29 protein-coding genes are annotated in these 22,649 nt (G+C 70.3%); 27 read left to right on the top strand and 2 right to left on the bottom strand.

The window, feature by feature from the left end:
* Nucleotides 1–36 precede the first annotated feature (36 nt).
* From CS2_RS02925 to CS2_RS02940, 4 genes are all read left to right on the top strand, one after another.
* Nucleotides 37–2,985: a glycoside hydrolase family 3 C-terminal domain-containing protein gene (locus CS2_RS02925; RefSeq protein WP_070318810.1), complete on the top strand. Its 2,949-nt coding sequence runs from the start codon at nucleotides 37–39 to the stop codon at nucleotides 2,983–2,985.
* A gap of 142 nt (nucleotides 2,986–3,127) precedes the next feature.
* Nucleotides 3,128–5,572, top strand: coding sequence for a glycoside hydrolase family 3 C-terminal domain-containing protein (locus tag CS2_RS02930; RefSeq protein WP_233421048.1), 2,445 nt, complete (start codon nucleotides 3,128–3,130; stop codon nucleotides 5,570–5,572).
* Between the two features lie 17 nt (nucleotides 5,573–5,589).
* Entirely contained in the window at nucleotides 5,590–6,228 is a 639-nt protein-coding gene (locus CS2_RS02935; protein ID WP_046527768.1) for a hypothetical protein, read from the top strand.
* Complete coding sequence (locus CS2_RS02940) at nucleotides 6,225–7,244, top strand: glycosyltransferase family 2 protein (protein ID WP_070318811.1); 1,020 nt, start codon at nucleotides 6,225–6,227, stop codon at nucleotides 7,242–7,244. The genes CS2_RS02935 and CS2_RS02940 overlap by 4 nt, the downstream gene beginning before the upstream one ends.
* A gap of 45 nt (nucleotides 7,245–7,289) precedes the next feature.
* Here the strand turns inward: CS2_RS02940 and CS2_RS02945 are convergent, their stop codons facing one another.
* Nucleotides 7,290–7,841, bottom strand: coding sequence for a hypothetical protein (locus tag CS2_RS02945; RefSeq protein ID WP_156441966.1), 552 nt, complete (start codon nucleotides 7,839–7,841; stop codon nucleotides 7,290–7,292).
* A 213-nt stretch (nucleotides 7,842–8,054) separates the two neighbouring features.
* Between CS2_RS02945 and CS2_RS02950 the strand changes: the two genes are divergently transcribed.
* The 17 genes from CS2_RS02950 to CS2_RS18725 all read left to right on the top strand — a co-directional run bounded on the left by CS2_RS02950 (nucleotide 8,055) and on the right by CS2_RS18725 (nucleotide 17,826).
* Nucleotides 8,055–8,546, top strand: coding sequence for a hypothetical protein (locus tag CS2_RS02950; RefSeq protein WP_134851829.1), 492 nt, complete (start codon nucleotides 8,055–8,057; stop codon nucleotides 8,544–8,546).
* Nucleotides 8,547–8,678: 132 nt separating this feature from the next.
* The gene (locus CS2_RS02955; RefSeq protein ID WP_267886472.1) at nucleotides 8,679–9,140 is read left to right on the top strand and encodes a papain-like cysteine protease family protein; all 462 of its coding nucleotides are present in this window, start codon (nucleotides 8,679–8,681) and stop codon (nucleotides 9,138–9,140) included.
* On the top strand, nucleotides 9,137–9,889 hold the full coding sequence (locus CS2_RS02960) for a hypothetical protein (protein WP_070318815.1): 753 nt from the start codon (nucleotides 9,137–9,139) through the stop codon (nucleotides 9,887–9,889). Before CS2_RS02955 ends, CS2_RS02960 begins: the two co-directional genes overlap by 4 nt.
* Nucleotides 9,890–10,206: 317 nt before the next feature.
* Nucleotides 10,207–11,277: a tyrosine-type recombinase/integrase gene (locus CS2_RS02965; RefSeq protein WP_233421049.1), complete on the top strand. Its 1,071-nt coding sequence runs from the start codon at nucleotides 10,207–10,209 to the stop codon at nucleotides 11,275–11,277.
* Between the two features lie 196 nt (nucleotides 11,278–11,473).
* Entirely contained in the window at nucleotides 11,474–11,686 is a 213-nt protein-coding gene (locus tag CS2_RS19705) for a helix-turn-helix domain-containing protein (RefSeq protein ID WP_082739709.1), read from the top strand.
* An 80-nt stretch (nucleotides 11,687–11,766) separates the two neighbouring features.
* The gene (locus CS2_RS02970; RefSeq protein WP_070318816.1) at nucleotides 11,767–12,270 is read left to right on the top strand and encodes a hypothetical protein; all 504 of its coding nucleotides are present in this window, start codon (nucleotides 11,767–11,769) and stop codon (nucleotides 12,268–12,270) included.
* 264 nt (nucleotides 12,271–12,534) lie between these two features.
* Entirely contained in the window at nucleotides 12,535–12,729 is a 195-nt protein-coding gene (locus tag CS2_RS02975) for a helix-turn-helix domain-containing protein (RefSeq protein ID WP_070318817.1), read from the top strand.
* 205 nt (nucleotides 12,730–12,934) lie between these two features.
* Nucleotides 12,935–13,156: a helix-turn-helix domain-containing protein gene (locus CS2_RS19710; protein WP_169798617.1), complete on the top strand. Its 222-nt coding sequence runs from the start codon at nucleotides 12,935–12,937 to the stop codon at nucleotides 13,154–13,156.
* A gap of 277 nt (nucleotides 13,157–13,433) precedes the next feature.
* The gene (locus tag CS2_RS02980) at nucleotides 13,434–13,823 is read left to right on the top strand and encodes a hypothetical protein (protein ID WP_070318818.1); all 390 of its coding nucleotides are present in this window, start codon (nucleotides 13,434–13,436) and stop codon (nucleotides 13,821–13,823) included.
* Nucleotides 13,820–14,197 (top strand): hypothetical protein, encoded by a 378-nt coding sequence (locus tag CS2_RS19000; RefSeq protein ID WP_070318819.1) that lies wholly within the window; start codon nucleotides 13,820–13,822, stop codon nucleotides 14,195–14,197. Before CS2_RS02980 ends, CS2_RS19000 begins: the two co-directional genes overlap by 4 nt.
* The gene (locus CS2_RS02990) at nucleotides 14,194–15,468 is read left to right on the top strand and encodes an AAA family ATPase (RefSeq protein WP_070318820.1); all 1,275 of its coding nucleotides are present in this window, start codon (nucleotides 14,194–14,196) and stop codon (nucleotides 15,466–15,468) included. Before CS2_RS19000 ends, CS2_RS02990 begins: the two co-directional genes overlap by 4 nt.
* A 97-nt stretch (nucleotides 15,469–15,565) precedes the next feature.
* The gene (locus CS2_RS02995) at nucleotides 15,566–16,129 is read left to right on the top strand and encodes a hypothetical protein (RefSeq protein WP_070318821.1); all 564 of its coding nucleotides are present in this window, start codon (nucleotides 15,566–15,568) and stop codon (nucleotides 16,127–16,129) included.
* 65 nt (nucleotides 16,130–16,194) lie between these two features.
* Complete coding sequence (locus CS2_RS03000; protein ID WP_156441967.1) at nucleotides 16,195–16,359, top strand: hypothetical protein; 165 nt, start codon at nucleotides 16,195–16,197, stop codon at nucleotides 16,357–16,359.
* Nucleotides 16,350–16,520, top strand: a complete 171-nt coding sequence (locus CS2_RS18720) for a hypothetical protein (RefSeq protein ID WP_156441968.1) — start codon at nucleotides 16,350–16,352, stop codon at nucleotides 16,518–16,520. The genes CS2_RS03000 and CS2_RS18720 overlap by 10 nt, the downstream gene beginning before the upstream one ends.
* Before the next feature lie 65 nt (nucleotides 16,521–16,585).
* Nucleotides 16,586–17,281: a recombinase family protein gene (locus CS2_RS03005; protein WP_070318823.1), complete on the top strand. Its 696-nt coding sequence runs from the start codon at nucleotides 16,586–16,588 to the stop codon at nucleotides 17,279–17,281.
* On the top strand, nucleotides 17,278–17,469 hold the full coding sequence (locus tag CS2_RS03010; RefSeq protein ID WP_070318824.1) for a hypothetical protein: 192 nt from the start codon (nucleotides 17,278–17,280) through the stop codon (nucleotides 17,467–17,469). Before CS2_RS03005 ends, CS2_RS03010 begins: the two co-directional genes overlap by 4 nt.
* A 195-nt stretch (nucleotides 17,470–17,664) precedes the next feature.
* The gene (locus tag CS2_RS18725) at nucleotides 17,665–17,826 is read left to right on the top strand and encodes a hypothetical protein (RefSeq protein WP_156441969.1); all 162 of its coding nucleotides are present in this window, start codon (nucleotides 17,665–17,667) and stop codon (nucleotides 17,824–17,826) included.
* Between the two features lie 142 nt (nucleotides 17,827–17,968).
* On the opposite strand, the gene CS2_RS18730 is transcribed toward CS2_RS18725, so the two are convergent.
* The gene (locus tag CS2_RS18730; protein WP_156441970.1) at nucleotides 17,969–18,565 is read right to left on the bottom strand and encodes a DUF2510 domain-containing protein; all 597 of its coding nucleotides are present in this window, start codon (nucleotides 18,563–18,565) and stop codon (nucleotides 17,969–17,971) included.
* Between the two features lie 193 nt (nucleotides 18,566–18,758).
* Here CS2_RS18730 and CS2_RS03020 point away from each other — a divergent pair, with 193 nt between their 5' ends.
* The 6 genes from CS2_RS03020 (at nucleotide 18,759) to CS2_RS03045 (ending at nucleotide 22,645) form a co-directional block, all read left to right on the top strand.
* Nucleotides 18,759–19,427, top strand: a complete 669-nt coding sequence (locus CS2_RS03020; protein WP_082739714.1) for a ParB/RepB/Spo0J family partition protein — start codon at nucleotides 18,759–18,761, stop codon at nucleotides 19,425–19,427.
* Nucleotides 19,428–19,680: 253 nt separating this feature from the next.
* Nucleotides 19,681–20,622: a hypothetical protein gene (locus CS2_RS03025; protein ID WP_156441972.1), complete on the top strand. Its 942-nt coding sequence runs from the start codon at nucleotides 19,681–19,683 to the stop codon at nucleotides 20,620–20,622.
* A gap of 9 nt (nucleotides 20,623–20,631) precedes the next feature.
* Nucleotides 20,632–21,165 (top strand): hypothetical protein, encoded by a 534-nt coding sequence (locus CS2_RS03030; RefSeq protein WP_070318828.1) that lies wholly within the window; start codon nucleotides 20,632–20,634, stop codon nucleotides 21,163–21,165.
* Between the two features lie 168 nt (nucleotides 21,166–21,333).
* The gene (locus CS2_RS18735; RefSeq protein ID WP_156441973.1) at nucleotides 21,334–21,528 is read left to right on the top strand and encodes a hypothetical protein; all 195 of its coding nucleotides are present in this window, start codon (nucleotides 21,334–21,336) and stop codon (nucleotides 21,526–21,528) included.
* Complete coding sequence (locus CS2_RS03040) at nucleotides 21,525–22,076, top strand: hypothetical protein (protein ID WP_156441974.1); 552 nt, start codon at nucleotides 21,525–21,527, stop codon at nucleotides 22,074–22,076. Before CS2_RS18735 ends, CS2_RS03040 begins: the two co-directional genes overlap by 4 nt.
* Nucleotides 22,076–22,645, top strand: a complete 570-nt coding sequence (locus tag CS2_RS03045; RefSeq protein ID WP_156441975.1) for a hypothetical protein — start codon at nucleotides 22,076–22,078, stop codon at nucleotides 22,643–22,645. The genes CS2_RS03040 and CS2_RS03045 overlap by 1 nt, the downstream gene beginning before the upstream one ends.
* Nucleotides 22,646–22,649: the final 4 nt, after the last annotated feature.

A 22,649-nucleotide genomic window follows, 5' to 3' on the forward strand; every position in this document is an offset into this window, starting at 1 on the left:
GCCTGATTCGTGAGCCCGCACTCGAGGAGGAATGCAGTGAACGCCAGGTCGAAGAACGACCGCGCCAAGGCGCCGATGTCCAACAAGAAGTTCCTGTGGATCTGGGTCCCCGTGCTCGCCACGGTGACCGTGCTGACGGTGGTCGCGAACATCGCCCTGAGCGTCGCGGGCGGCTGGGTCGCCTCGCAGCTGGGCACCGGCACGTACACGTTCACCAACTCGGACGAGTCGAAGGACTGGGACACCGAGTACTACACGCCCGAGCTCGCGTCGATGGAGGACGTCGACGTCGCGGCGAAGGACCTCGTCGAGGAGATCGCCGGCTCCGGCATCGTCCTGGCGAAGAACGAGACCGCCGCGCTGCCGCTGGCGCCCGGCGGCCGCGTGACGCTCCTCGGCCGCGCCGCCGCCGACCCGGTGTTCGGCGGCTCGGGCTCCGGCTCGGTCGACACGAACTCGGCCGTCACGCCGCGTGCGGGCCTCGAGAACGCGGGCTTCCAGGTCAACGAGACCGTGCTCACCGCGATCGAGGAGTACGCCGCGGAGAACAAGCGCGGGCACATCGAGATGGACCGCCCCGACATCTCGACCTACGACATCGGCGAGCTGCCGGTCGCCGACTACCAGGCCGTCGCGTCGTCGTTCGCGGACTACGCGGACGCCGCGGTGGTCGTCATCGGCCGCCCGGGCGGCGAGGGCGGCGACCTCACGCAGGACATGTCCGGCTGGGACGACGACGCGGCCCCCGGGCAGCACCAGCTCGAGCTGAACACGGCCGAGCGCGACCTGATCGAGCTCGCGAAGGCGAGCTTCGAGACCGTCGTCGTCGTCGTGAACGCGTCGACCACGATCGAGATGGGCGACCTGCAGGCCGACCCGGGCGTCGACGCGATCCTGCTCGCGGGCTCGCCGGGCGCCACCGGCTTCAACGCGCTGGGCGGCATCCTGTCCGGTGACGTGAACCCGTCGGGCCGCACGGCCGACGTGTGGGCCGCCGACTTCACGGCCGACCCGACGTTCGTCAACTTCGGCGCGTTCCTCTACGACGGCATCGAGGTCTCGTACCCGCAGTCGGCGGTCGAGCGCGCGACGTCGAACGCGACCGTCACCGACGAGGCGCCGTTCGTCAACTACGCCGAGGGCATCTACGTCGGCTACCGCTACTACGAGACCGCCGCCGCCGAGGGCTTCCTCGACTACGACTCCGCGGTCGTCTACCCGTTCGGCTACGGCCTGAGCTACACCGACTTCGCGTGGCGCCTGGTCGACCAGCAGCTCGGTGCGGTCGACGGCACGGTCGCGCTCACGGTCGAGGTCACCAACACCGGCACGGTCCCGGGACGCGACGTCGTCGAGCTCTACTACACCGCGCCCTACACGCCCGGCGGCATCGAGAAGCCCGAGGTCGTGCTGGGCGGCTTCGCCAAGACCGGCGTCGTCGCGCCGGGTGCGAGCGAGACCGTGACGATCGAGGTCGACGTCGAGGACATGGCGTCGTACGACCACCTGGGCGAGCGCGCGTACGTGCTCGAGGCCGGCGACTACGTGCTGTCGCTGCGCACGGACTCGCACACGGTCGCCGAGGGCGTCGCGCCCGTCACCTACACGGTCGACTCCGACGTCGTGTACTCGGGCGAGAACCACCGTGCGTCCGACCGCACCGAGGTCACGAACCTGTTCGACGACGTGTCGGACCGGTTCAGCACGACGCCGCAGGACGGCAAGATCCTGTCGATGTCGCGCGCCGACTTCGCGGGCACGTTCCCGAAGGCCCCGACGGCCGACCTGCTCGCGGCGGACGACGCGATCCGCGAGGGCTTCGCCGCGTGGGACGCGCAGGCGCAGGCCGACGCGTTCGACGGCCCGAAGCCGGCGACCGGCAAGAGCACCGACCTGACGCTCGCCGATCTGCGCGGCCTGCCCAAGGACGACCCGAAGTGGGACGAGCTGCTCGACTCGCTGTCGGTCGGCGACATGACGGACATGCTGCTCAACGGCGCGTACCAGACGGCCGCGATCGCCTCGATCGCCAAGCCGCAGACGCTCGAGCCGGACGGCCCCGCGGGCTTCTCGTCCTTCATCAACCAGTCGATCAACGGCGTGGCCTACCCGTCGCAGTTCCTCATCGCGCAGACGTGGGACACGCAGATCGGCGAGCGCATGGGCCGCATGCTCGGCGAGGAGGCTCTGCACAAGGGCATCAACGGCTGGTACGCGCCCGCCGTGAACCTGCACCGCTCGCCGTTCGGGGGCCGCAACTTCGAGTACTACTCGGAGGACCCGCTGCTGTCGGGCGCGATGCTCACGTCCGTCGCGAACGGCGTGGCCGAGAAGGGCGTCTACACGCTCATCAAGCACTTCGCGATGAACGAGCAGGAGACCAACCGCGTCAACAACGGCATCGCGACGTGGGCGACCGAGCAGACGATCCGCGAGCTCTACCTCAAGCCGTTCGAGATGGCCGTCAAGGACATCACGATGGACGTGCGGTACGTCGCGGACGACAAGGGCACGGTCGAGCAGACCACCGTCGGGTCGACGGGCGTCATGAGCTCGTTCAACCGCATCGGCGCGACGTGGGCCGGCGGCTCGCCCGCCCTCATGGACGGCGTGCTGCGCGGGGAGTGGGGCTTCGAGGGCTTCGCGATCTCGGACTTCAACCTCTACCCGTACATGAACCCGAACGAGGGCATCGCCGCGGGCACCGACCTGCAGCTCACGTTCCAGCCGTCGAAGTCCTTCAACGACACGTCGTCCGCGAAGGCCCTGACGGACATCCGCGACGCGACCCACAACATCCTGTTCACGGTCGCGAACTCGAACGCGATGAACGGGCTCGCACCCGGCGCGACGGTCACCTACACGCCGCCCACCTGGGTGTACGTGCAGATCGGCGTGTCGGTCCTGCTCGGCCTGCTCGTCGTGGCCGGCGGCGTGCTGGTCACACGCCGCGTGCTGCGGCACCGCGGCACCACGGCGGCCTGATCGCCGGGCCGGGCCCCGCCCACGCGGCGGGGCCCGGCGCCCGGGCCCCCGTCGGGTCGGCGGCGCCCACCACCGTCGACCCGACGGCGAGGCCGCGCGCCCGCACCGCCCCGCCACACCCCTGAACCACCGAGGAGACACCGTGCGAACCGAGGACGCCGCCACCGCGTCGCCGCGCGCGACCGTGACGACCGACGACCTGACGCTGCTGGAGAAGGCGGCGCTGCTGACGGGTGCGTCGGTGTGGCAGACGCACGCGCTGCCGCGGCACGGCGTGCGCGCGCTGTGGCTGGCCGACGGCCCGCACGGCGTGCGCAAGCAGGTCGGCTCGGCCGACCACCTCGGCCTCAACGCGTCCGAGCCCGCGACGTGCTTCCCGACGGCCGCGACGGTCGCCAACACGTGGGACGTCGACCTCGCGGAGCGGATCGGCGAGGCGCTGGGGACCGAGGCCGCGGCGCAGGGCGTCGACGTGCTGCTCGGCCCCGGCCTCAACGTCAAGCGCTCGCCGCTGGGCGGCCGGTCGTTCGAGTACTTCTCGGAGGACCCGCTGCTGTCCGGGCGGCTGGCCGCCGGCTACGTGCGCGGCATCCAGGCGCAGGGCGTCGCGGCGTGCCCCAAGCACTACGCGGCGAACTCGCAGGAGCTGCGGCGCATGGTGTCCGACTCCGTGGTCGACGAGCGCACGCTGCGCGAGATCTACCTGACGGCGTTCGGGATCGTCGTCACCGAAGCGCGCCCACGCTCGATCATGTCGGCGTACAACCTGGTCAACGGGGTCTACGCCAACGAGCACCCGTTCCTGCTGACGACGGTCCTGCGCGACGAGTGGGGCTTCGACGGCGCGGTCGTCACCGACTGGGGCGGCTCGAACGACGTCGTGGCCGGCACGGCGGCGGGCTCGTCGCTCGAGATGCCGGCCGCCGGTCTGGACTCGGCGCGCCAGGTCGTCGCCGCGGTGCGCGACGGGCGCCTGCTCGGCTCCGACGTCGACGCGCGCGCGGCCGAGATCCTGCGGCTGGTCGCCGAGGCGCGCGACCCCGGGACCGCTCCCACCGTGGACGCCGACGCGCACCACGCGCTGGCCCGGGACGTCGCGGCGCGCAGCGCCGTGCTGCTGAAGAACGACGACGCGATCCTGCCGCTCGCGGCGGGCACGCGCGTCGCGGTGGTCGGCGACTTCGCGCGCACCCCGCGCTACCAGGGGTCGGGATCGTCGGTCGTCAACCCGACGCGGCTCGAGTCGGTGCTCGACGTCATCGGCGCCTCGGGCCTGGAGATGACGGCCTTCGCACCCGGGTTCACGCGCAACGGCTCGCCCGACCCGGCGCTGCGCGCGCAGGCCGTCGAGGCCGCGCGCGACGCCGACGTGGTCCTGCTGTTCCTGGGCCTCGACGAGATCGCCGAGTCCGAGGGCCTCGACCGCTCGACGCTCGCGCTGCACCAGGCGCAGGTCGAGGTGCTCGACGCGGTCGCGGCCGTCAACCCGCGCACCGTCGTCGTGCTGTCGGGCGGCGGGGTCGTCGAGACGCCGTGGCTCGGGCAGGCGCGCGCGCTCGTGCACGGCTACCTCGCCGGGCAGGCCGGGGCCAGCGGGCTGCTCGACGTGCTCACGGGTGCGGTCAACCCGTCGGGGCACCTCGCCGAGACCATGCCGCTCGCGCTCGCCGACACCCCGACCGCGGGGATCTTCCCCGCGACGGGCCGCACGGCCGAGTACCGCGAGGGCCTGTTCGTCGGCTACCGCTACTACACGTCGGCCGGCGTGCCCGTCGCGTTCCCGTTCGGGTACGGCCTGTCGTACACGACGTTCGAGCACCGCGACCTCGTCGCGACGCCCGAGAAGGCGACCGTCACGGTGACGAACACGGGCGACCGGTCCGGCGCCGACGTCGTGCAGGTGTACGTCGCGCGCACGTCGTCGGGCGTGCACCGCCCCGTGCGGACCCTCGCCGGGTTCGCGCGCGTCGAGCTCGCTCCGGGCGAGTCCGCGACGGTCGAGGTTCCGCTCGGCGACGCCGCGTTCCGGCACTGGGACACGGCCACGGGTGCGTGGCAGGTCGAGCAGGGCACGTGGGACGTGCTCGCGGGCCACCACGTCGACGACCTGCCGCTGCGCGCCGCGGTCGAGCTCACGGGCACCGTGCCGCCGCGCACGCAGGACGTGACCGGCCCGTACCGCACGGGCCACGTCAAGGACGTCACGGACGCCGACTTCGCGGCGCTGCTGGGGCGGCAGGTCCCGGCGGGCGACTGGTCGGGGCCGCTCGGCGTCAACGACCCGCTGTCGCGCCTGGCCGACGCGCGCTCGCCGCTCGCGCGGGGCGCGTACCGCCTGCTCGCGTCGCGGCGCGACGCCGCGGCCCGCAAGGGCACGCCGGACCTCAACGTGCTCTTCCTGCTCAACATGCCGTTCCGCGCCATCGGGAAGATGACGAACGGCATGGTCAGCGCCGAGATGGTCGACGGGATCCTCCGCATCGTCAACGGCCACTTCCTCTCCGGCGCGGGCTTCACGCTGCGCGCCTACGTCCGCAACGTGCGCGCCAACCGCCGCACCGCCCGCGCGCTGCGCGGCGACTCCTGATCCCGGAGGCACCCCCCATGCTCACGCGCCTGAAGTCCGCCTGGCACTCCTTCGAGGAGCGGCGCCCGGGAGTCGCCCAGTTCGTCGTGTTCCTCGTGCTCAGCAACGGCATCACCGCGCTGCAGCTCGCGCTCATGCCGCTCATCAAGTGGCTGTTCGGCATGACGGCGCTCGTCGACACCGCGTTCCAGGTGTGGCCGGTCGGGTCGAACCCCGACGGGTCGCAGTACTTCGTGTTCGACTACGCGGCCGGTGCGCTGCCGCTGGGCGGCGGCGGCCTCGCGTACTTCCTGGCGGTGCAGATCACGCTGCTCGTGGCGCAGGTCATCAACTTCTTCGCGCAGCGCAGCATCACGTTCAAGTCGAACTCGTCGATCGCCAAGGCCGCGTTCTGGTACGCGGTGGCGTACGTGGTCATCACGATCCTCGCCGCGGCGGCGCAGGGCTGGTACAAGGCGCCCATCTACGATCTGTTCATCGACACCTGGGGTCTGGGTGGCACCGGCGAGACGCTCGCCGACTTCGTCACCATGATCATCAACGCGGCGATCTCGTTCTGGGTGTTCTTCCCGATCTTCAAGGTCATCTTCAAGCAGGTTCCCGCCGAGGCGGGCGCGCAGGGGGCTGCGTCCGACTCGGAGGTACGTACGTCGTGAACCCGTTGCTGTCCGTCGTCATCCCGGCGTACCAGGCGCAGGACTGCCTGGCGCGGGCGCTGGACTCGGTGGTGGGCTTCGGCGACGAGGTCGAGGTGATCGTGGTCGACGACGGGTCGACCGACGGCACGGCCGACCTCGCGCGCCGCTACGTCGAGCGGTTCGCGGGGCAGGTGCACCTGCTGAGCAAGCCGAACGGTGGGCACGGCTCGGCGATCAACGCCGGGCTCGAGCGCGCGACGGGCACGTACCTCAAGGTCGTCGACGCCGACGACTGGCTGGACCGCGACGCGCTCGCGCAGGTCCTGGCGACGCTGCGGGCGCAGGTGGCCGACGGCGGCGGGGTCGACCTGCTGGTGTCGAACTTCGTCTACGAGAAGGTCGGCAAGCGTCGCAAGACCGCGGTGCGCTACCGCGGTGCGCTGCGCCGCGGCCGCGTCTCGACGTGGGCGCAGACCCGGCACTTCGGCAAGCGGCAGTACCTCATGATGCACGCGCTGACGTACCGCACCGACGTGCTGCGTCGCTCGGGGCTGCGCCTGCCGGAGCACACGTTCTACGTCGACAACCTGTACGCCCTGGTGCCGCTGTCGCACGTGCACACGCTGTACTACCTGGACGTCGACCTGTACCGGTACTTCATCGGCCGCCCCGACCAGTCGGTGCAGGAGTCGGTCATGCTGCGCCGCCTGGACCAGCAGCTGCGCGTCAACTGGCTCATGCTCGACCACGTCACCGGCACGCTCGCGCACGACCGCCGGCTGCGGCGCTACCAGCTGCACTACGTCGAGATCATCTGCGCCGTCACGTCGATCCTGCTGCTGCGGGCCGGCACCGCGCAGGCCCTGGCGGAGAAGGAGGCCCTGTGGTCGCAGATGCGCGCGCAGGACCGCGAGCTGTACCGCAAGGTCCGCTGGTCGGGCCTGGGGCAGATGTGCAACCTGCCCGGTGCGACGGGGCGGCGCGTGTCGGTGCTGGCGTACCGGGTCGCGCAGCGGGCGATCGGGTTCAGCTGACGGGTCGGCTCGGCTGGCGGGTCGGCCTCGGCTGACGGGTCGGCGTCAGCTTGCCCGTCGCCGCGCGTGGCGGTCGAGTTCGCGCGCGAGCTGCGGCCGCACGACGCGTCCGCGGGCCCACGCCGTCCACCCGCGCGCCGAGACCTGCACCCACCGGTAGTTGACGACCTCGACGACCGTGAACGCGGCCGTGCCCGCGGCGACCGCCGCGGCGCGCACGCCGACGTCCGGTCCTGCACCCGTCACCGCACCGAGCGCGAGCGCCGCGAGCACGGCGAGGGCGACGACGCCGCACGCGAGCAGCACGGCCTCGGTGACCCGCAGCCACCGCAGCGGCACGTGACCGCGCGCCCGGCGCCACCAGAACGCCGCGGCGACCAGCAGCGCGACGCCCAGCGCGCCCGCCGCGGGCAGCAGCACCACCAGGTCGCCCGCCTTCGGGCGCGCGAACCACACGAGCAGCGGCGGCAGCAGCAGCCCGCTCACTGCCTCGCCCGACGCGAGCTGCCCGAGCTCGCGGCGCACCGCCGCGGGGGAGCGGCGGACGCCGCGGCGCGCTGCGCGAGGGTGCGAGGGAAGCGCAGGACGTCTGGACACCCGACCACCTTGCCACCCGGGCCGTGTCGTGCCCGACGCGGCGGGGCACGACACACGTGGTCGGCCGGTGCGTCCAGTCAGGGGTCGACGGCGAGCGGCTGGGGGCACCGCCGCGTGCGCTGAAACGGCTCTTCGCTCTGTGCACTATGCCGCACGGAAATCGACGACCAAAACGCCCGCGCGCGAGCCGCGGTCTTCGCTACCGTGGCCAGCATGACGCCGACGTCAAGGATTCCTGCATCGGTGGCGGTTATCGGCATCGGCGTGATGTGGATCGTCGCAGGGTGCTCGCAGCCCGCAGACGGTGTCGGCTACGCCCAGGTGTCGGACCTTTCAGACGCGCAGATGGCCACGCACTTTACGGCCGCGCCGGAGAGGATCAAGGCGCGACTCGGGGTCACGCCTTCTGGGTGCGTGACGATCCGAATGGACGGCGTCGAGCATGTGCCGTTGTGGCCAGAGGGCACTCGTGTGACGGAGGACCGGGCTGAGCCCGGGGCCTACGTCGTCGAACTACCTGGTGGGTCGACGCTGCGCACGGGCGAGCGCGTCGAGGCGCTGGGTGTCGTCGACGACAGCGCGCTGTCGTTCGACGACGAGGACGCGCCGGTGAGCAAGGTCGGCGGTGTTATCGACTTCTGCGCGCCAGAGGCGGTACCCGTGGCGTTCTTCGACGCGACCGCGATCAAACCCCTCGTCGACTGACGCGGGTCTCTTCGTCGGAGTAGAGCCAGAGTGAGAAAGCGAAGCTCTTCGATCCGCACGCTGCTCTCGGTGGTTGCTGTGGCCGTGGGTCTGGTGTTGATCGGTCCAGGTGTTGCGCACGGTGCCGAGAAGGTGCTGAGCGTCACGCCGTACGCGCAGGAGAAGTCCAACTGGTGCTGGGCGGCGGCATCGAAGATGATCGTGAAGTTTCAGACAGGCAAGGTCGTCCCCCAGTGCACGCTGGTGAAGAACGGCAAGGGCACGTCCGCGTGCGCCAACGTGACGGGGACGAAATCGAACGTCACGAACGCTCTGTCGAAGAACGGGGTGAACCCCGGTGTCGAGCGCCAGCTCGACTGGGGGACCGTCGTCGGCGAGATGAACTCGAGTCGCCCCGTGTACAGCTCGATCATCTGGTCCAGCGGTGGCGGGCACGCCCACGTCATCCGGGGCTACTACGACACCGGGTACTCCTATGGCGTCTCGTACGTGGATCCTCAGTCGGGGACCACCACGTCGAGGGAATGGGGCAGCTACGTGTCCAACTCGTCGTGGAAGACGGGCACCGGCCTGATCCACCTGACGAAGAAGTGAGGGAGACCATGGCGTCCCGTGTTCGTGTGTTGCCAGTCGTAGTCACGGTGCTGGTCCTCGGACTGATGGTGCCACCCGCCGCTGCAGCGGCAGAGGCGCCTGACGAGGTCGCCACGTGGTTCGCCCACGAGGCTCCGCGGGTGGCGGGGGACGTGCTGGAGGAGCGTGCCGTCGACATCGATCCGTCGGCCGTCCGGACGAGTGACTTTGCCGTCGGTGAACCCGTGGCGCTGCATCGATGGAGCCAGGAGTTCGTCGACGGTGAGTCGCTCGAGCCGCTGGTGGTCAGCGGTGAATGGGCAGCCCCTCTGTACCGTGACGGGTCGGTCGTGGGCACCATCGCCGCGACGCTGGAGACGGGCTCAGTCCGGTTCTCCTACGTCGACGACGACGCGGACGCGGGGCGCGCTCTGGCAGCTCACCCCTCGGCGCCCGTCGTGCAGGACCCGCGGCTCGGCGGTCTCCTCGCGGTCGAGCAGGACGGAGCGGTCGAGGATCTGTCGCGCGGTGCAGGTGCAGCCCTGGAAGAGGTCGGGGACATCCAGGAGCTGCGGTCCGCCGTGCTTGAGGCTCACGAACCGGACCTTCAGGCCTTCCCGGCTGACGGTGGCTCCGGTGGCGCCCGTGACGATGGCGGCCTGAGGGCTGCGGCCGGTCTCGTGCTAGTCGTCGGCGGCCTTGCGGCGCTGACGCGTCAGCGGTCCCTCGGGTCCGTTGCCCGACGATCGAAGGGTCGACCCGTGATGTGACCCGCGTGGACGTCGGCGCGGGGACGAGCCGATGATCCATCACGCGTCCGCGGTTCTCGTGCCCCGGAACGCCGCGAGCCGCCCCGCCGGTGACGGCGGGACGGCTCGCGGTGGTGGTGCGCCCGAAAGGATTCGAACCTTCGATGAGTGCATGCAGGAGCACGCGGGATGCGGCAGGTTTACAGCGTTGACCTGCGAAGATGTAGACATCGCTCGGCAAGAGGTGGCAGGCTGCGGCAGCGCGCGGAACGTTCTTCTGGCACGCAACTGGCACGACCGCGAACGAGGTGATGATGGGCCGGCGAGACTTCGGATCGGTGCGCAAGCTCCCCTCGGGGCGGTACCAAGCTCGCTACCAGCTGCCTGGCGGATCGACCTCGGTCACGGCGCCGGACACGTTCCGCACGAAGATCGAGGCCACGGCGTGGCTCGCGAAGCAGCGGGCTGCGATCGGCGAGGGTCGGATCAACCCCGCCGCCGTCACCACGACGCTCGGCGAGTACGCCGACTCCTGGCTCCAGGCCCGGGACCTCAAGGCCACGACCAGGACGCTCTACCGGCGGCAGTACGCGAAGGCCATCGAGCCGCACTGGGGCGCGATCCGGCTCGGCGACATCACCCCTGCTGCTGTGTCGGCCTGGTACTCCACCCTCCTGGTCGAGCGGCCGACAGAGCGTGCGCACGTATACGCGCTGTTCCGGACGATCCTCAACACGGCGTGGCGTGACGACCTCATCGCCGCGAACCCGTGCCGCGTGCAGGGCGGAGGTGCCGTGAAGGGGCGCTCCAAGGCGATCCGGCCGGCGTCGCTCGCGGAGCTCGAGGCCCTCGTGGCCGCGCTCGACGAGAGGTGGCGGCCGCTCGTCATGCTCGGCGCCTGGTGCGCCCTGCGCTTCGGCGAGGCGACCGAGCTGCGCCGCGGTGACATCGACCTTGCCGCCGGGCTCGTGCGCGTTCGCCGGGGCGTCACATGGATGACAGGTGAGCCGCACGTCGACACCCCCAAGAGCGCAGCCGGGCTCCGCGACGTTGCGATCCCTCCGCACCTCACTCCGATGCTGAGCACGCACCTGGCCGATCATGTCGCCGCGGGTCGACGTGCGCTGCTGTTCCCCCTCGAGCCCGGGGGACTCGTGCAGGTCTCGCCTCATCGGTTCCGGCCACTGTTCGCCGCCGCTCGTTCCGCGGCTGGGCGCGAGGACCTCACGTTCCATGCGCTGCGACACACGGGGGCTGTGCTCGCCGCCGCGACGGGAGCCACGGTCGCCGAGCTCATGGCTCGCCTCGGACACGCGACGCCCGCCATGGCGATGCGGTACCAGCACGCCGCGGCAGACCGCGATCGTGTCATCGCGGACGCGCTGTCGCGCATGATCAACGAAGGGTAGTCAGAGTGGACTGAGGTGATGCGCAGTCACCTCGTTGATGTAGCAAGAATTGCTGCTACACGTAGCCACAGCCTTTCGGGTGAATCCGCAAGCTGCGACGTGTCGCACATTGACTTGCGGCCACTTGCAGTCCAAGAATAATCCCAAGGCGGCGATCGGCCGCTCAGCACCTCGACGACGCGGGAGCAGCAAGACCATGAATTCGAGCCCTCGGCAGCCGCTCCTCACAGTGGCTGACGTCGCTCGGCAACTCGGCGTGCACCCCGAGACGGCCCGCAAACTGGCACGTCAGGGCCGCATCCGGGCCGCGAAGTTCGGCGGTCGGACATCCCCGTACCGCTTCCGTCAGTCTGCGGTGGACGAGTTCATCGCCATGCAGGAAGCGCGAATCCGGCGAGGTGCCGTGTAGTACCACACAAGAAATCGGCTCCGTCCAGTGCGCCAACACCGGACGGAGCCTAGGAATCACCTGAGGAAGCAGGTAACCCCATGAACGACATTGTGTCATCCAGCACGTCCGCGGCCAAGTCCAGCGGATCGCCCGTCCTCCCGGACATCGCCGCCCCGGAGGTGGCCGCGTGGGAGCGGCTCGTCGACGCCCATGCCGGTGGCGAGTTCACGAGGGCGGGCGACGCCGACCCGTTCATCCGTGTCCCGCGCCCAGTCTGGGCGGACCCGGAGATCTGGAACGGCGAGACCACGGGCTCGCACCACGACCGGTGGTGGAGGTCGACGCCCGTCGCGATCCCGTTCGCCTCCGACCGCGATCGCCCCGTTGCCCCTGGGATGGTTCAGCACGCCACCTACGGGGTCCTTGCCATGCGCCCGGCTATCGCGGGGGCTGACCTCGTCGAGGTGCGGATCCAGCACCCCGGCAGCGGCCCCAGCTCGCGGTTGACCATGTCGCCGGCGAACGCCCGGCGCGTTGCTGACGCCATCCTTGCCGCAGCCCGACTCCTCGACCCTCACGAGGAGTTCGACCAGGCCGGCTGACCAGTACCGCTGACGCGCTCGCCCTGGCCTCCACGCAGGGCGAGCGCGTCAGCGCGTCGCCCCCAGGGGAGCGCGATCAGCGCAAGGCGCGTTGCAGCGCGCTACAGAATGCGCGAACTCTTTCTTCGATCTGGACCGCCGCTGACCTGCGACGAGTGATACGCGCCCCTTCGCATACGTTCGCAAGGGGGTGGCTTCGCCTGTGCGGGATGCGGCACATTGCGGAAACTAGCCTCCCGCCGGCTCCGGAACTGAGGAGAGTTCATGCCTGACGCGACCGAGCAGCAGACGCAGTGGATGACCATCCGCGAGGTGCAGGGCGTGCTCCGTGTGTCGGAGCGAACCGTCCGCAGCATGCTGGCAGACGGGCGGCTCCGGGGTTTCCGCCTCGCAGGAAGCAATCGAGTCCGCGTTCGTCGCGAGGACGTCGACGCGGTGTTCATCGACCACGCGCGATGAACGGGCTGCAGAGCCCTGTGCTCCTCAACAGCGGGCAGTGATGATCTCCAGCCTCCTGACCTGCGAACAGGCCGCGATCGCACTCCCTGAGCGGGTCGTCGGGACGCGGATTCCGGCGCGCCAGTCGGCCAGCTGACGCTGGCGTCTGACACCCCCGCAGCAGGCTGCACGTGTCATTGCATCTGCACACCGAAAGGACTCACCGGTGTCTCATCAACTGCCGCCCCCGGCGGTCGCTCGCCAGATCCGCATCGAGGCCGGACTGTCCCGCGAGAACCTGGCACAACGGATCCCGTGCTCCGCCGCCTCGGTCAGGCGCTGGGAGGAAGGCGAGAGCAGCCCGAACGGTCTCCTGCGCGAGCGGTACGTCAGCGAGCTACGAAGGCTCCGAGCCCAGCCTCCCGCATGGTGGGGAGGCCCCGCGTGAGCGAGACCTACCTCCCGACGGAAGACGGCTGGGTGTCGGCCAACCTTGACGCCGCTCTCGACACCCTCGTCGCAGAGGGACGACCGTTCACCGCGGACGACCTCCACGCAGAGCGCTTCGGCATCCCCGGCATCCGCCCCGGAGACGTCGGCGCAGCCTTTCGCCGCGCCCGAGCACGTCACGACCTCCGCGTCACCGACTACACGGCCTCTCGGCGCCCCTCGCGACACCACTCCCTGCTCCGCGTCTGGGCACCCACGCGACGAGAGACCGAGCGATGAGGACGTACACCGCCCCCAGCGCCTACTGCGGCCCCGCGCTGGGCGAGATGACCCCGCGAGCCCGAGCCATCGCCTTGGACTGGTACGCGACCGGCTACGAGCACGGCCTCCTCGCCGGGCACCAGCAGGCAGACGCCGAGCACCACGGCCGCTGGGAGGAAGCCGCCGCCGTCGCACGCTACCTCAGCGCGCGCCCGCCCTTCAGCGACCTCGCCGACACCCGCGGGCAACCCGCACGCGCACAGGCCCAACGGCACCTCCTCGAGGTCCGGGGCATCACCCCGCCCAGGGCTGACCCTCCAGAGTCCCCGCCGTACGTCGACGACAAGGAGATCGCGCGATGCCTCGCGTCGTGGTCCACGGGAGACCGAGAGGCAGCAGCATGACGGTGACGATTGACGACTTCGACGACTTCAACCCGCACTGGCCGCAGCCGCCAGCCTGGTTCACCACAGCAGCTGATTCCGCGCTGGCGTCGTGGCTGCGCGACGAGCTCACACCGTGCGGACACGACGCCGACACCCCCTTCATCGACACGGGACGAGCTGCCCTCCTCTGCGGCGCGTGCATGGTCCAGCACGTCGCCCACCACCTGGTCCTGAAGGGTGCCGCCAATCCCAGCGCACCCCGAGCCTTGGCCGGACAGTCCTGCGGCGCGTGCAACGAGCGGGCCACCCGCTTGCCCTACACCCTGTTCCGTCGCCTCAACGTCTTCGTCGTCATCGGCGCCTGCGACCGCCACGGGCAGGCCGACGCGTGACCACCACAGGCCACGACACACCCACCCGAGACCCCGCCGCGCTGCCGACCTCCTGGCAGCCCGCCGACCTCGCCGACACGGTTGCCGGGCTCCTCGGCGGAACGATCGCCCGCCCGGCGCCGACCATCGGGTACGTCACGAACGGGCTGGCGTTGTTCTACCCCGGGAAGGTCAACGGCATCGCTGGCGAGTCCGGATCGGGCAAGTCCTGGACTGCGCTCCTCGTCTGCGCCCAGCAGATCACCGACGGCGAGCACTCCCTCTACATCGACTTCGAGGACGACGCCGCCTCGATCGTCGCGCGACTCCTCGACATGGGCGCCGCCCCCGAGGCCATCGTGGCGCGCTTCCACTACGTGCACCCCCACGAGCGCTTCGACGTCGTCGCCACCGAAGCCGTCGCCGCGCTCCTCGACACCCACCACCCCACGGTCGCCGTCATCGACTCCACCGGCGAAGCGCTCTCCCTCGACGGCCTGCGACCCAACGAGGACGACGACGTCGCTCGCTGGTTCCGCAACCTCCCCGCCGGGATGGCCGCACGCGGACCCGCCGTCATCGTCCTCGACCACGTCACTAAGGCCGACGACTCCGGGCTCTGGCCCATCGGCTCCCAGCGCAAGCGCGCCGCGATCTCCGGCGCCCAGTACATGCAGCGCGCCGGACGCCCCTTCGCCAAGGGTCACCCCGGCGAAGCCGTCCTCATCTGCGCGAAGGACCGTCACGGCACCTACCGGATCAACCAGCGTGTCGCCCGACTGACCGTCGACCCCGATGGCGACCAGGTCACCGTCCAGCTCGTCACGGCCGACAACCCCACGGCCGACGCTGCCGGCTTCCGTCCCACCACGCTCATGAAGCGCGTCAGCGACGCACTCGCGGCTGCACCCGAGCCCTTGACCACCCGAGCCATCCGAGAGCGCGTCAACGGCAAGAGCACCGCCATCGCCGCCGCCACCGACGCCCTCATCCGCGAGGGCAACGTCACCACCGCCCCCGGACCCCGCGGAGCGACCCTCCATCACCTCCACCACCCATACGACGACGGGAACCACTCGACCCCCGCCACCGGCTCCGAACGACCGGTGACTGGTTCCCGTCTTAGGGACGGGAAACGGGAACCAGTCACCCCACCGGTTCCCGGAACCGGTGGGGAACCAGTCAGGAACCAGGAACCAGGAGCCTGCTGCCCCACCTGCGCCGAACCCCTTAACACCCCAGGAGCAACCACACGATGCCGACCACACCACACACCCGGAGGAGCCCCATGACCCACCACAACCACCCCCAGCGACACCGACGAGAACCCTCCGCGCCCTCACGTCGACGACGTCGGGGACGGCGTCACCTCATGAGGGGGGCGACCTCATGAGCAGCCTCAGGCTGTCGTCGCAGTGCACGGCCACGTCGAAGCGGACGGGGCAGCGCTGCGGGCAGATGGTTCTCGGCGGTGGGGTGTGCAAGTGGCACGGGGCCACTGCCGCGGTGCGGGCTAACCAGGAGGCTCGCGTCATGCGGATCCGGGCGCAGGCCTACGGGGAGGTCGAGGAGCGGACGCCGGCTGAGCGGCTGCTCGCTGGCTCACGTTCGCTGGACGACACCCTGCAGCGCCTTGAGGCGTTGGCCGCGGAGCAGGACGGCGCGGACCCCGTGCTGCTGAAGGAGATCCGTGCGGCCGCCGAGTCGTCGGGGCGGATGGCGAAGTTGGTCCAGGACGCCGGCCTTGATGAGCGTCGGCTGCAGCTGGCAGAGCGGGAGCAGGCGGACCTCGGTGCCGTGGTGGTGCTCACGCTGGCGGCGTTCGGGCTGGAAGCGGATGCCGCCGTTGTGCGACAGACGGTGGCCGCGGCGGTGGAGCGGGTGCAGGCGGGGGACTCGTCGCCGCTCCCGCTGGCGCAGGTGCTCGAACTGACGAAGGCAGACGAGTCGTGAGCTCGGAACAGCGGACGATCAGGGCGTTTCATCGGGTGATCGCGGCGCGGATCGCTGGTGGTCCCGTGGGCGGTGCGACGTCGGATGCGCTGTACGGGCTGACGGTGGACGAGCTCGCGCAGGTCGCGGGGATGCTCGCGGAGGCGTACGCGGCCGTGACGGTCGGGGAGGCTCGGTCGCCTCAGGCGGCGTTGGTCTACCTCGAGGGGGTGGGGGCGTCGTGGGTGTGACGCTGCGGGAGATCGTCGTCGAGGCGTTGGCCGCGGCGCACCGGGCTTCAGAGCCGTGGGTGGAGCACGCGGTTGTGACCTTCGAGCACGCGCCGACGGAGGCGGAGAGGGCGGAGGGGCTTCGTCGCTTCCTCAAGCGTCGCCGCGCTGACGGCCTCTGAGGGAGGTGCGCAGTGCACCCGTTCGGCGTCTCCCTGTACAGGAAACGACCGTTTACTGTAAACGCATGGCCCGGCGACCACGCTCCCAACTCCACAGCCCGTGCATCGCGTACGTCCGCGTGAGTACGACGGAGCAGGCTGACAGTGGAGCCGGGCTCGATGCCCAGCGTGCCGCGATCGAGGCGCACGCAGCCCGTGCGGGACTGTCGATCGACGGGTGGCATGTCGACGCCGGGGTGTCGGGGTCCGTCGCCCCGGCTGACCGGCCCGCGCTCGCTGAGGCCCTCGTGGCCCTGGGTGCGGCGCGGTCCGGTGTGCTGCTCGTCGCGAAGTCGGACCGCATCGCCCGGCGCACCCTCGACCTCCTGGGGCTCTGCGCGCTCGCCGAGCGTCAGGGTTGGTCCATCGTCGCCGTGGATGGGACCGTCGACCAGACGACGGCGCACGGCCGGTTCATGACCACCGTCATGGCCGGGGCGGCGGAGCTCGAGCGAGACCTCATACGGGCCCGGACCCGTGACGCGCTCGCGGCCAAGCGCGCTGCGGGTGTCCGTCTGGGCCGGCCGGTCACTCTTCCGGCTGAGGTTCGTGCGCGGGTAGCGTCGGAGCGAGTTGGTGGCGCCACGTTGCAGGCGATCGCTGACGGCCTCAACGCCGACCAGATCCACACTGCGAGGGGCGGTGCGCGTTGGTACGCCTCGACGGTCGCGAGCGTCCTGAAGTCGCTCGACCACGATGCTGTGACCAGGGAGGCCCGTTGAGCAGCTCCTACACCGCCACGGTGACCCAGGACGGGCGCTGGTGGACCATCGTCGTTCCCGGTGTCGGCGTGACGCAGGCGTGCCGGCTCAGTGACGCCGAGGATGCGGCCCGCGAACTCGTCGCCGCCGGCCTCGACATCCCGCTTGAGTCGGTCAACATCGACGTCGTCGCTGAGGAAGGTGCGTGACGTCAACGAGTCCCGGTCTGAGAGCCACGGGGCACGTGCGGGGCTCGGTGTGTCCACCAAGGACCAGCAGGTCAAGGCAAACGGCCGGACGGGGCGCCTCGTGCTCATGTGCCGGATCTGGCCCGGACGCTGCCGCGTCAGCGCTACCTTCGCCTTGTCGGGGGCAATGGGGTCCCCACGCGAGGTGAGGAGCCGATGATGGTGAAGGTTGGCGCGTACCACTCCAGCAACCCGAGCGACCCGGACGTCTACCACGACAGGGACGAGTGCCCGACGGGGCAGCAGATCCCGGCGAGGAACCGGCTGTCGGGCACGGGCGGCAACCGCAAGTGCAAGTGGTGCGCTGACAAGGGCTGATCCGCGGGCCCTGCCGAGCCAGGGCGGTGCAGCTTTGGCTCGGCAGGAGCGTCCTCAGGTTGTGTAGCGCCGTCAGGGTCCGGCGAGCTCATACATTCAGTGCTTCCCCTTGAGTCACGAGGGCGGTCGTCGACGTGCTCCCTCAGGGCTCCTCGAAGATCATGTCGATGCCGGTGTCGGGGTGGTAGGACCACGAGACGGTGATGTCGTCGAACTCAGCGTCCTGCCGGCCGTCGAGTGCCCGTGTCGAGTCCATGCGGGCGTTGATGCTGTCGGGGACACCGAGCGCCACCGTGAAGCAGGCGACCTCGATGATGTCCAGGCCGGGGGAGTCGTCTTCTCCTTCGTGGTCGAGGATGACGGTCTTGCCGCCGTCGGTGAGGCGTGCGCCGACGCGCTCGTCCATGCCGCACTCGTCGAAGGCAGCCTCGAGGCGTGATGGCCGGTTCAGCAGAACCACCGCGACGGTCGCGACGGCGGCGACCGCCAAGACTGCGGTACCGATGAGGAGAGCCCGCCGCGGAACCTGTCGCCGGGGCTCGTCAATCGTCTGGACGGCATCCACGCTGGAGACGCCGATCGCCGGGGTCGTCGTGGCCGCCGTCGTGGCGGATGCGGCGTCGGGTCGCCTCGCCGGGCGGGTGTCGTTGGTCCACTCGGTGCCGTCCCACCGGCGCTCGGTGTCTGTGGCGCCTGCGGGGTCTGGGTACCAGCCTGTGGGTGGTCCTTCAGTGCTCATGGAGCGCTCCTCGCGTCGGGCGGGTCTCTCCCTGTTCGTCGGCTTCGTCACCGAGTGCCTTGAGGGGATGCCCGCGAGAGGTGAGCGATATCGCGCGACGGTTCGGCTCTGTGTAGCGCGGTTACCGATCCGCCTGTCGCGGCGACTCGGGCAGGCTGGCACACCACGGGGCAACCTCCGCCCCGTGGAGACGATGCGCGAGATCCCGCTCAGCTCGATGAGCGTCCACCCGGGGCACCCGCGGTCCGACCTCGGCAACCTCGACGCCCTCGTCGCAGACGTCGCCGCGCACGGAGTCATCGAGCCGGTGATCGTCGCGCCCGGGACACGTTGGCTCTCGACTGGCAAGTGCGCTGACTGCGGGCTCCGACGGCGACGCCACGGCAGCGGGGTCGTCGAGCAGCACGAGAGCTCAGGGCGTCCGTGCCCGGGGAGCGGCGAGCCGGCCGCGGACGACTGGGTCCTGCTCGCGGGTCGACGCCGTGCGATGGCCGCAACCATGGCCTGCCTCGAGACTGTGCCCGCCATCGTGCGGGCCGACCTGAGGTCCGACGCCGACCGGTTGAGCCTGATAGCGAGGGAGAACCTGCACCGGCTCGACCTGACGCCTCTCGAGGTCGCAAGGCTGTTCGGCGCGCTGACGGCCGCCGGGCTGACGTCGACACGGATCAGTCAGCGGGTGCGCGTCCCGAAGGCGTTCGTCGACCGGCGACTGCGCCTCCTCGACCTGCCGAGCGGGGTGTGGGGCGCGCTGAGGCGGGGGAGGGTCGGCCTGGCGGCGGCCGAAGAGGTGGTTGGGCTCGAAGCCAACCCGCGGCGTCGTGGATGGGGTGTTGCGGAACGGTGCGACGTTCGGCCCTAGGCTCGCGTGCTGACCGGTGCCGTTGAGCGAAGGATCGAACACTTCTTCGAAGGGTGAAGTTCTCGACTGGCTTCGCGGCAGGTTCGAGCGTCGACGCAGGTCAGGGGCATGTGAACCCAAAGCCCGTAGCAGGCCAAGGCTGCGGGGCGGGCACCGAGCGCTGTTCGTTGCCATGTGTCTCCCCAACTCGCCACGGAGACGCCGCGGAACCGCTACCTTGCCAGCAAGTGACGGCATGGTGACGGGGGTAGTGGTGAGCGACAAGAAGCCGGTCTACTTCATGGAGGCGATCCTCCTTCACCCGGACGGTTCGGTGCACGAGTGGGGAAGCGACTTCTGGCAGGTTCTGCATCGGCACGTCGCGAATCTCCCGCTGAATGAACGCCGCTACTCGTTCCGCGGCATCCGATATGGCGGTTCGGCGAGGACCGAGAAGTCGCCCGCGGTTGACTACCTGTACGTAGGAAAGCGTCGATGGCGGTCGGATTTTCCGGACCACGCAGCCTCAGACATTGACGACGAGACGCCGCTCGATGTGCCGGGTGACCTGGTGGAGCCTCTCTACGCCGTCCCTGTGGCGGGGACGAGCTACGTCGCGATCTACCGCACGTCAGGGGGGCCAACGTTCGAAGCGTTCGAGCGGTGGGTGGCGCATGTCCTGCGCTGCCATGAGACAGGGGACAGTTTCGAGCTGCGCCCATACGTACGCGGAGACGCGCTTGAGAGACTCCGTGGCGCGCTCGGTGTGAGCAAACTGCGTCTCAAGTACGACCCCGGCGCTCTCCGCGGGGAGGCGGGGAACGAGCGCAGCGTGATCGAGCGGGCTCTGCGGTCGGTGGAAGACCAACTGGGCGGTGGTGTCTCGGTGGACGTGGAGATCAGCTTTGGTCGGGCAACGCCCGATGATGGGGTCGCGGAGGCGTACGCGCGCGAGCTCGAGAAGAACCTGTCGATACCCGGAGTCACTCAGGCTCGGGCGACCCTCATCAAGGATGCGGCGAGAGGTAGTGGCGGGTCTCGTGAACCGGTGAACTTCCTTCGGGACCAGGTCGTGATGCGGGTCCCGATGATCGAAGACAGCGCCGCGAGTCGGACCCCCTCGCTAGTGTTGCAGGCGATGACCGACACGTTCGGACCGTTCCGACACGGTCTCGAGCACCCCGAGGATGAGGGGTCGGACGAGCCCGAGGGGTAGGTAGCGGTTGTGTGGAGGATCAAGGATCGTCCTGCGCTGGTCACTGGCGGTCTCATCATCATCGCTGTCCTGTACACCTTCGCTGCTTGGCTGTGGCCAGCGGTGGACTTCTTCGCGCTGTTGCGTGCCCCGGAGAGGCTGGACTCCGTCGTCTCGCTGTACCTCGGCGTCGCGGGCGTCGCTGCCGTTGGTGCTGGGTTCGCCGGAGTCGTGATCGTGTTCGGCCTCGACACTCAGTCCGAGAAGTTCCTCGACTTCCGGAGTGACGGACGAGAGCCCCTGACGCGCAACTGGATGTCGGTGATCGGATCGTCCATCGTGTCCGCTGCGCTTGCTGCCGGAGCGGCGCTGTCGGTTCTGCTCGAGTTCGGGCGAGCCGGTACGGCGATGTTCGCCCTTGCGGTCCTCCTGATTGCACACGCCCTAGTGCGCATGCTGTGGTTGCTTCGCGTGCTGATGCGAGTCGTGGCTGCCGGTGACCGTGCGACTCGGCGGGAGCGGAACCGTATCGACCCAGTTCAGTACCTGCACCGCGCTAGTTAGTGTTCGTCTTCTTCGAGCACCTCGGGGCCGCATGATGTGTGGTCGCTCGAGGCCCAGTGCGGGGTGATCCGACACGCTCGGCAAGGCGGCTGGATCTCACTGCTGCTGACGGCCAGGCGAGGCGAAACGCGTTCAACGTGTGACACCCCCCTGGTCATCCTCCGGCCCATGACCAGGACCCCCGACGAAGAGACAGCGCGCACGGTCACGCTGCACTGCCGCGTCACACCGGAGTTCGTCGCGACGCTCGACGCGGCACGCGGGATGGAGTCGCGATCGTCGATCATGCGACGGATCCTGCGTGACAGCCTCGCCGTGCTGCGCCCTGCCGCGCACCAGGCACAGGACGGTGTCAGGTGGTGACCGCGGCGTTCGGTGCGCTCAGCGACGCGAGCCTGCGGGGCGGGCTCATACGCCTGGCGCACGCATACGCGCGAACCCACGGCGGCGACGTGCACGCCGCCGTCGCGTGGGTGATGCGCGAGGTGCCCGGGCCGTTCGAGCCGCTGTCCGCTGCGGAGGTCGGGGCGCGCGGGAACCGCGAGTTCCGGAAGCGATACCCGAGCGCGCTGCCTGATGACTCGCCGGCGGGTCGCACCTTCGCCGAGCGCGTCGCTCGCGACGCCCAGCAGCTCGACGACGCACTGCGGAAGGTCGAGGGTGCCGCGCCATCGCCCGGTGCTCGCTTCGCCGAGGTGTTCCGCCCGCTGTATGCGGGTGCGACGCCTGCTGCCAGTGGTCTCGCGGAGGGTGTGTCTGGCCCCGCGGGTTCGGGTTCGCGCGATCCCAAGTCGGCTGGGGCAGGCGCCGCCCGGCCGGGCGCCGCCGGCGCGGAGGAGTTCGAGAGGCGCTACCCGAGCGCGCCTCCAGGTGGTTCGACGCATGACACGAGTTGGAAGGGGTGGGTGTGATGTCGGCACTCTCGTTGAAGGTGAACCCGGACCCGCAGATCACGCACGCCGTGCTTCTGGGTGCACCCGGCGTGAAGAAGGCAGCGCAGGCTGTTCGGGTCGCCACGACGGCCGCGGCAGAGGAGCGCAAGAAGCGCCAGGCGGCACACCGCGAGTGGTACCGGCAGCTGCGCAGCCGGAAGGGCGACACGGCGGCCCTGCCGCCGGACGACGACCTGACGCCGGCCGAGGTGGAGCAGTTCCGGCGCGACCTCAAGGCGGCACAGTGGCGACTCGCGGCGGCTGTCGACGCGGCGGGCGACGACATCATCGACGCTGCCCGGCTCCGCGAGGAGGAGATCCTCGAGGAGACGCGTCGACTCGTGGCCCAGCTCGACGAGCGCGCGGGAGAGCTCAAGCGCCTCGCGCAGGCCGTCAACGTGGTCGCGGCCGCCCGCAGCCGAGCTGGTTGCAAGGTGCCGCCGTTGCGGGTGGCTGACCTCGTGTACCTCGCGGGCAAGAGCGACCCCGCGGTGATCGACTTCGGTGACGGGCGCACGCTGTGGCTGAACGTGTCCGGGCGGGCCTGAGCGG

The sequence above is a fragment of the Cellulomonas iranensis NBRC 101100 = JCM 18110 genome (assembly GCF_001552375.1).
Classification (GTDB): Bacteria; Actinomycetota; Actinomycetes; order Actinomycetales; family Cellulomonadaceae; genus Cellulomonas; species Cellulomonas iranensis.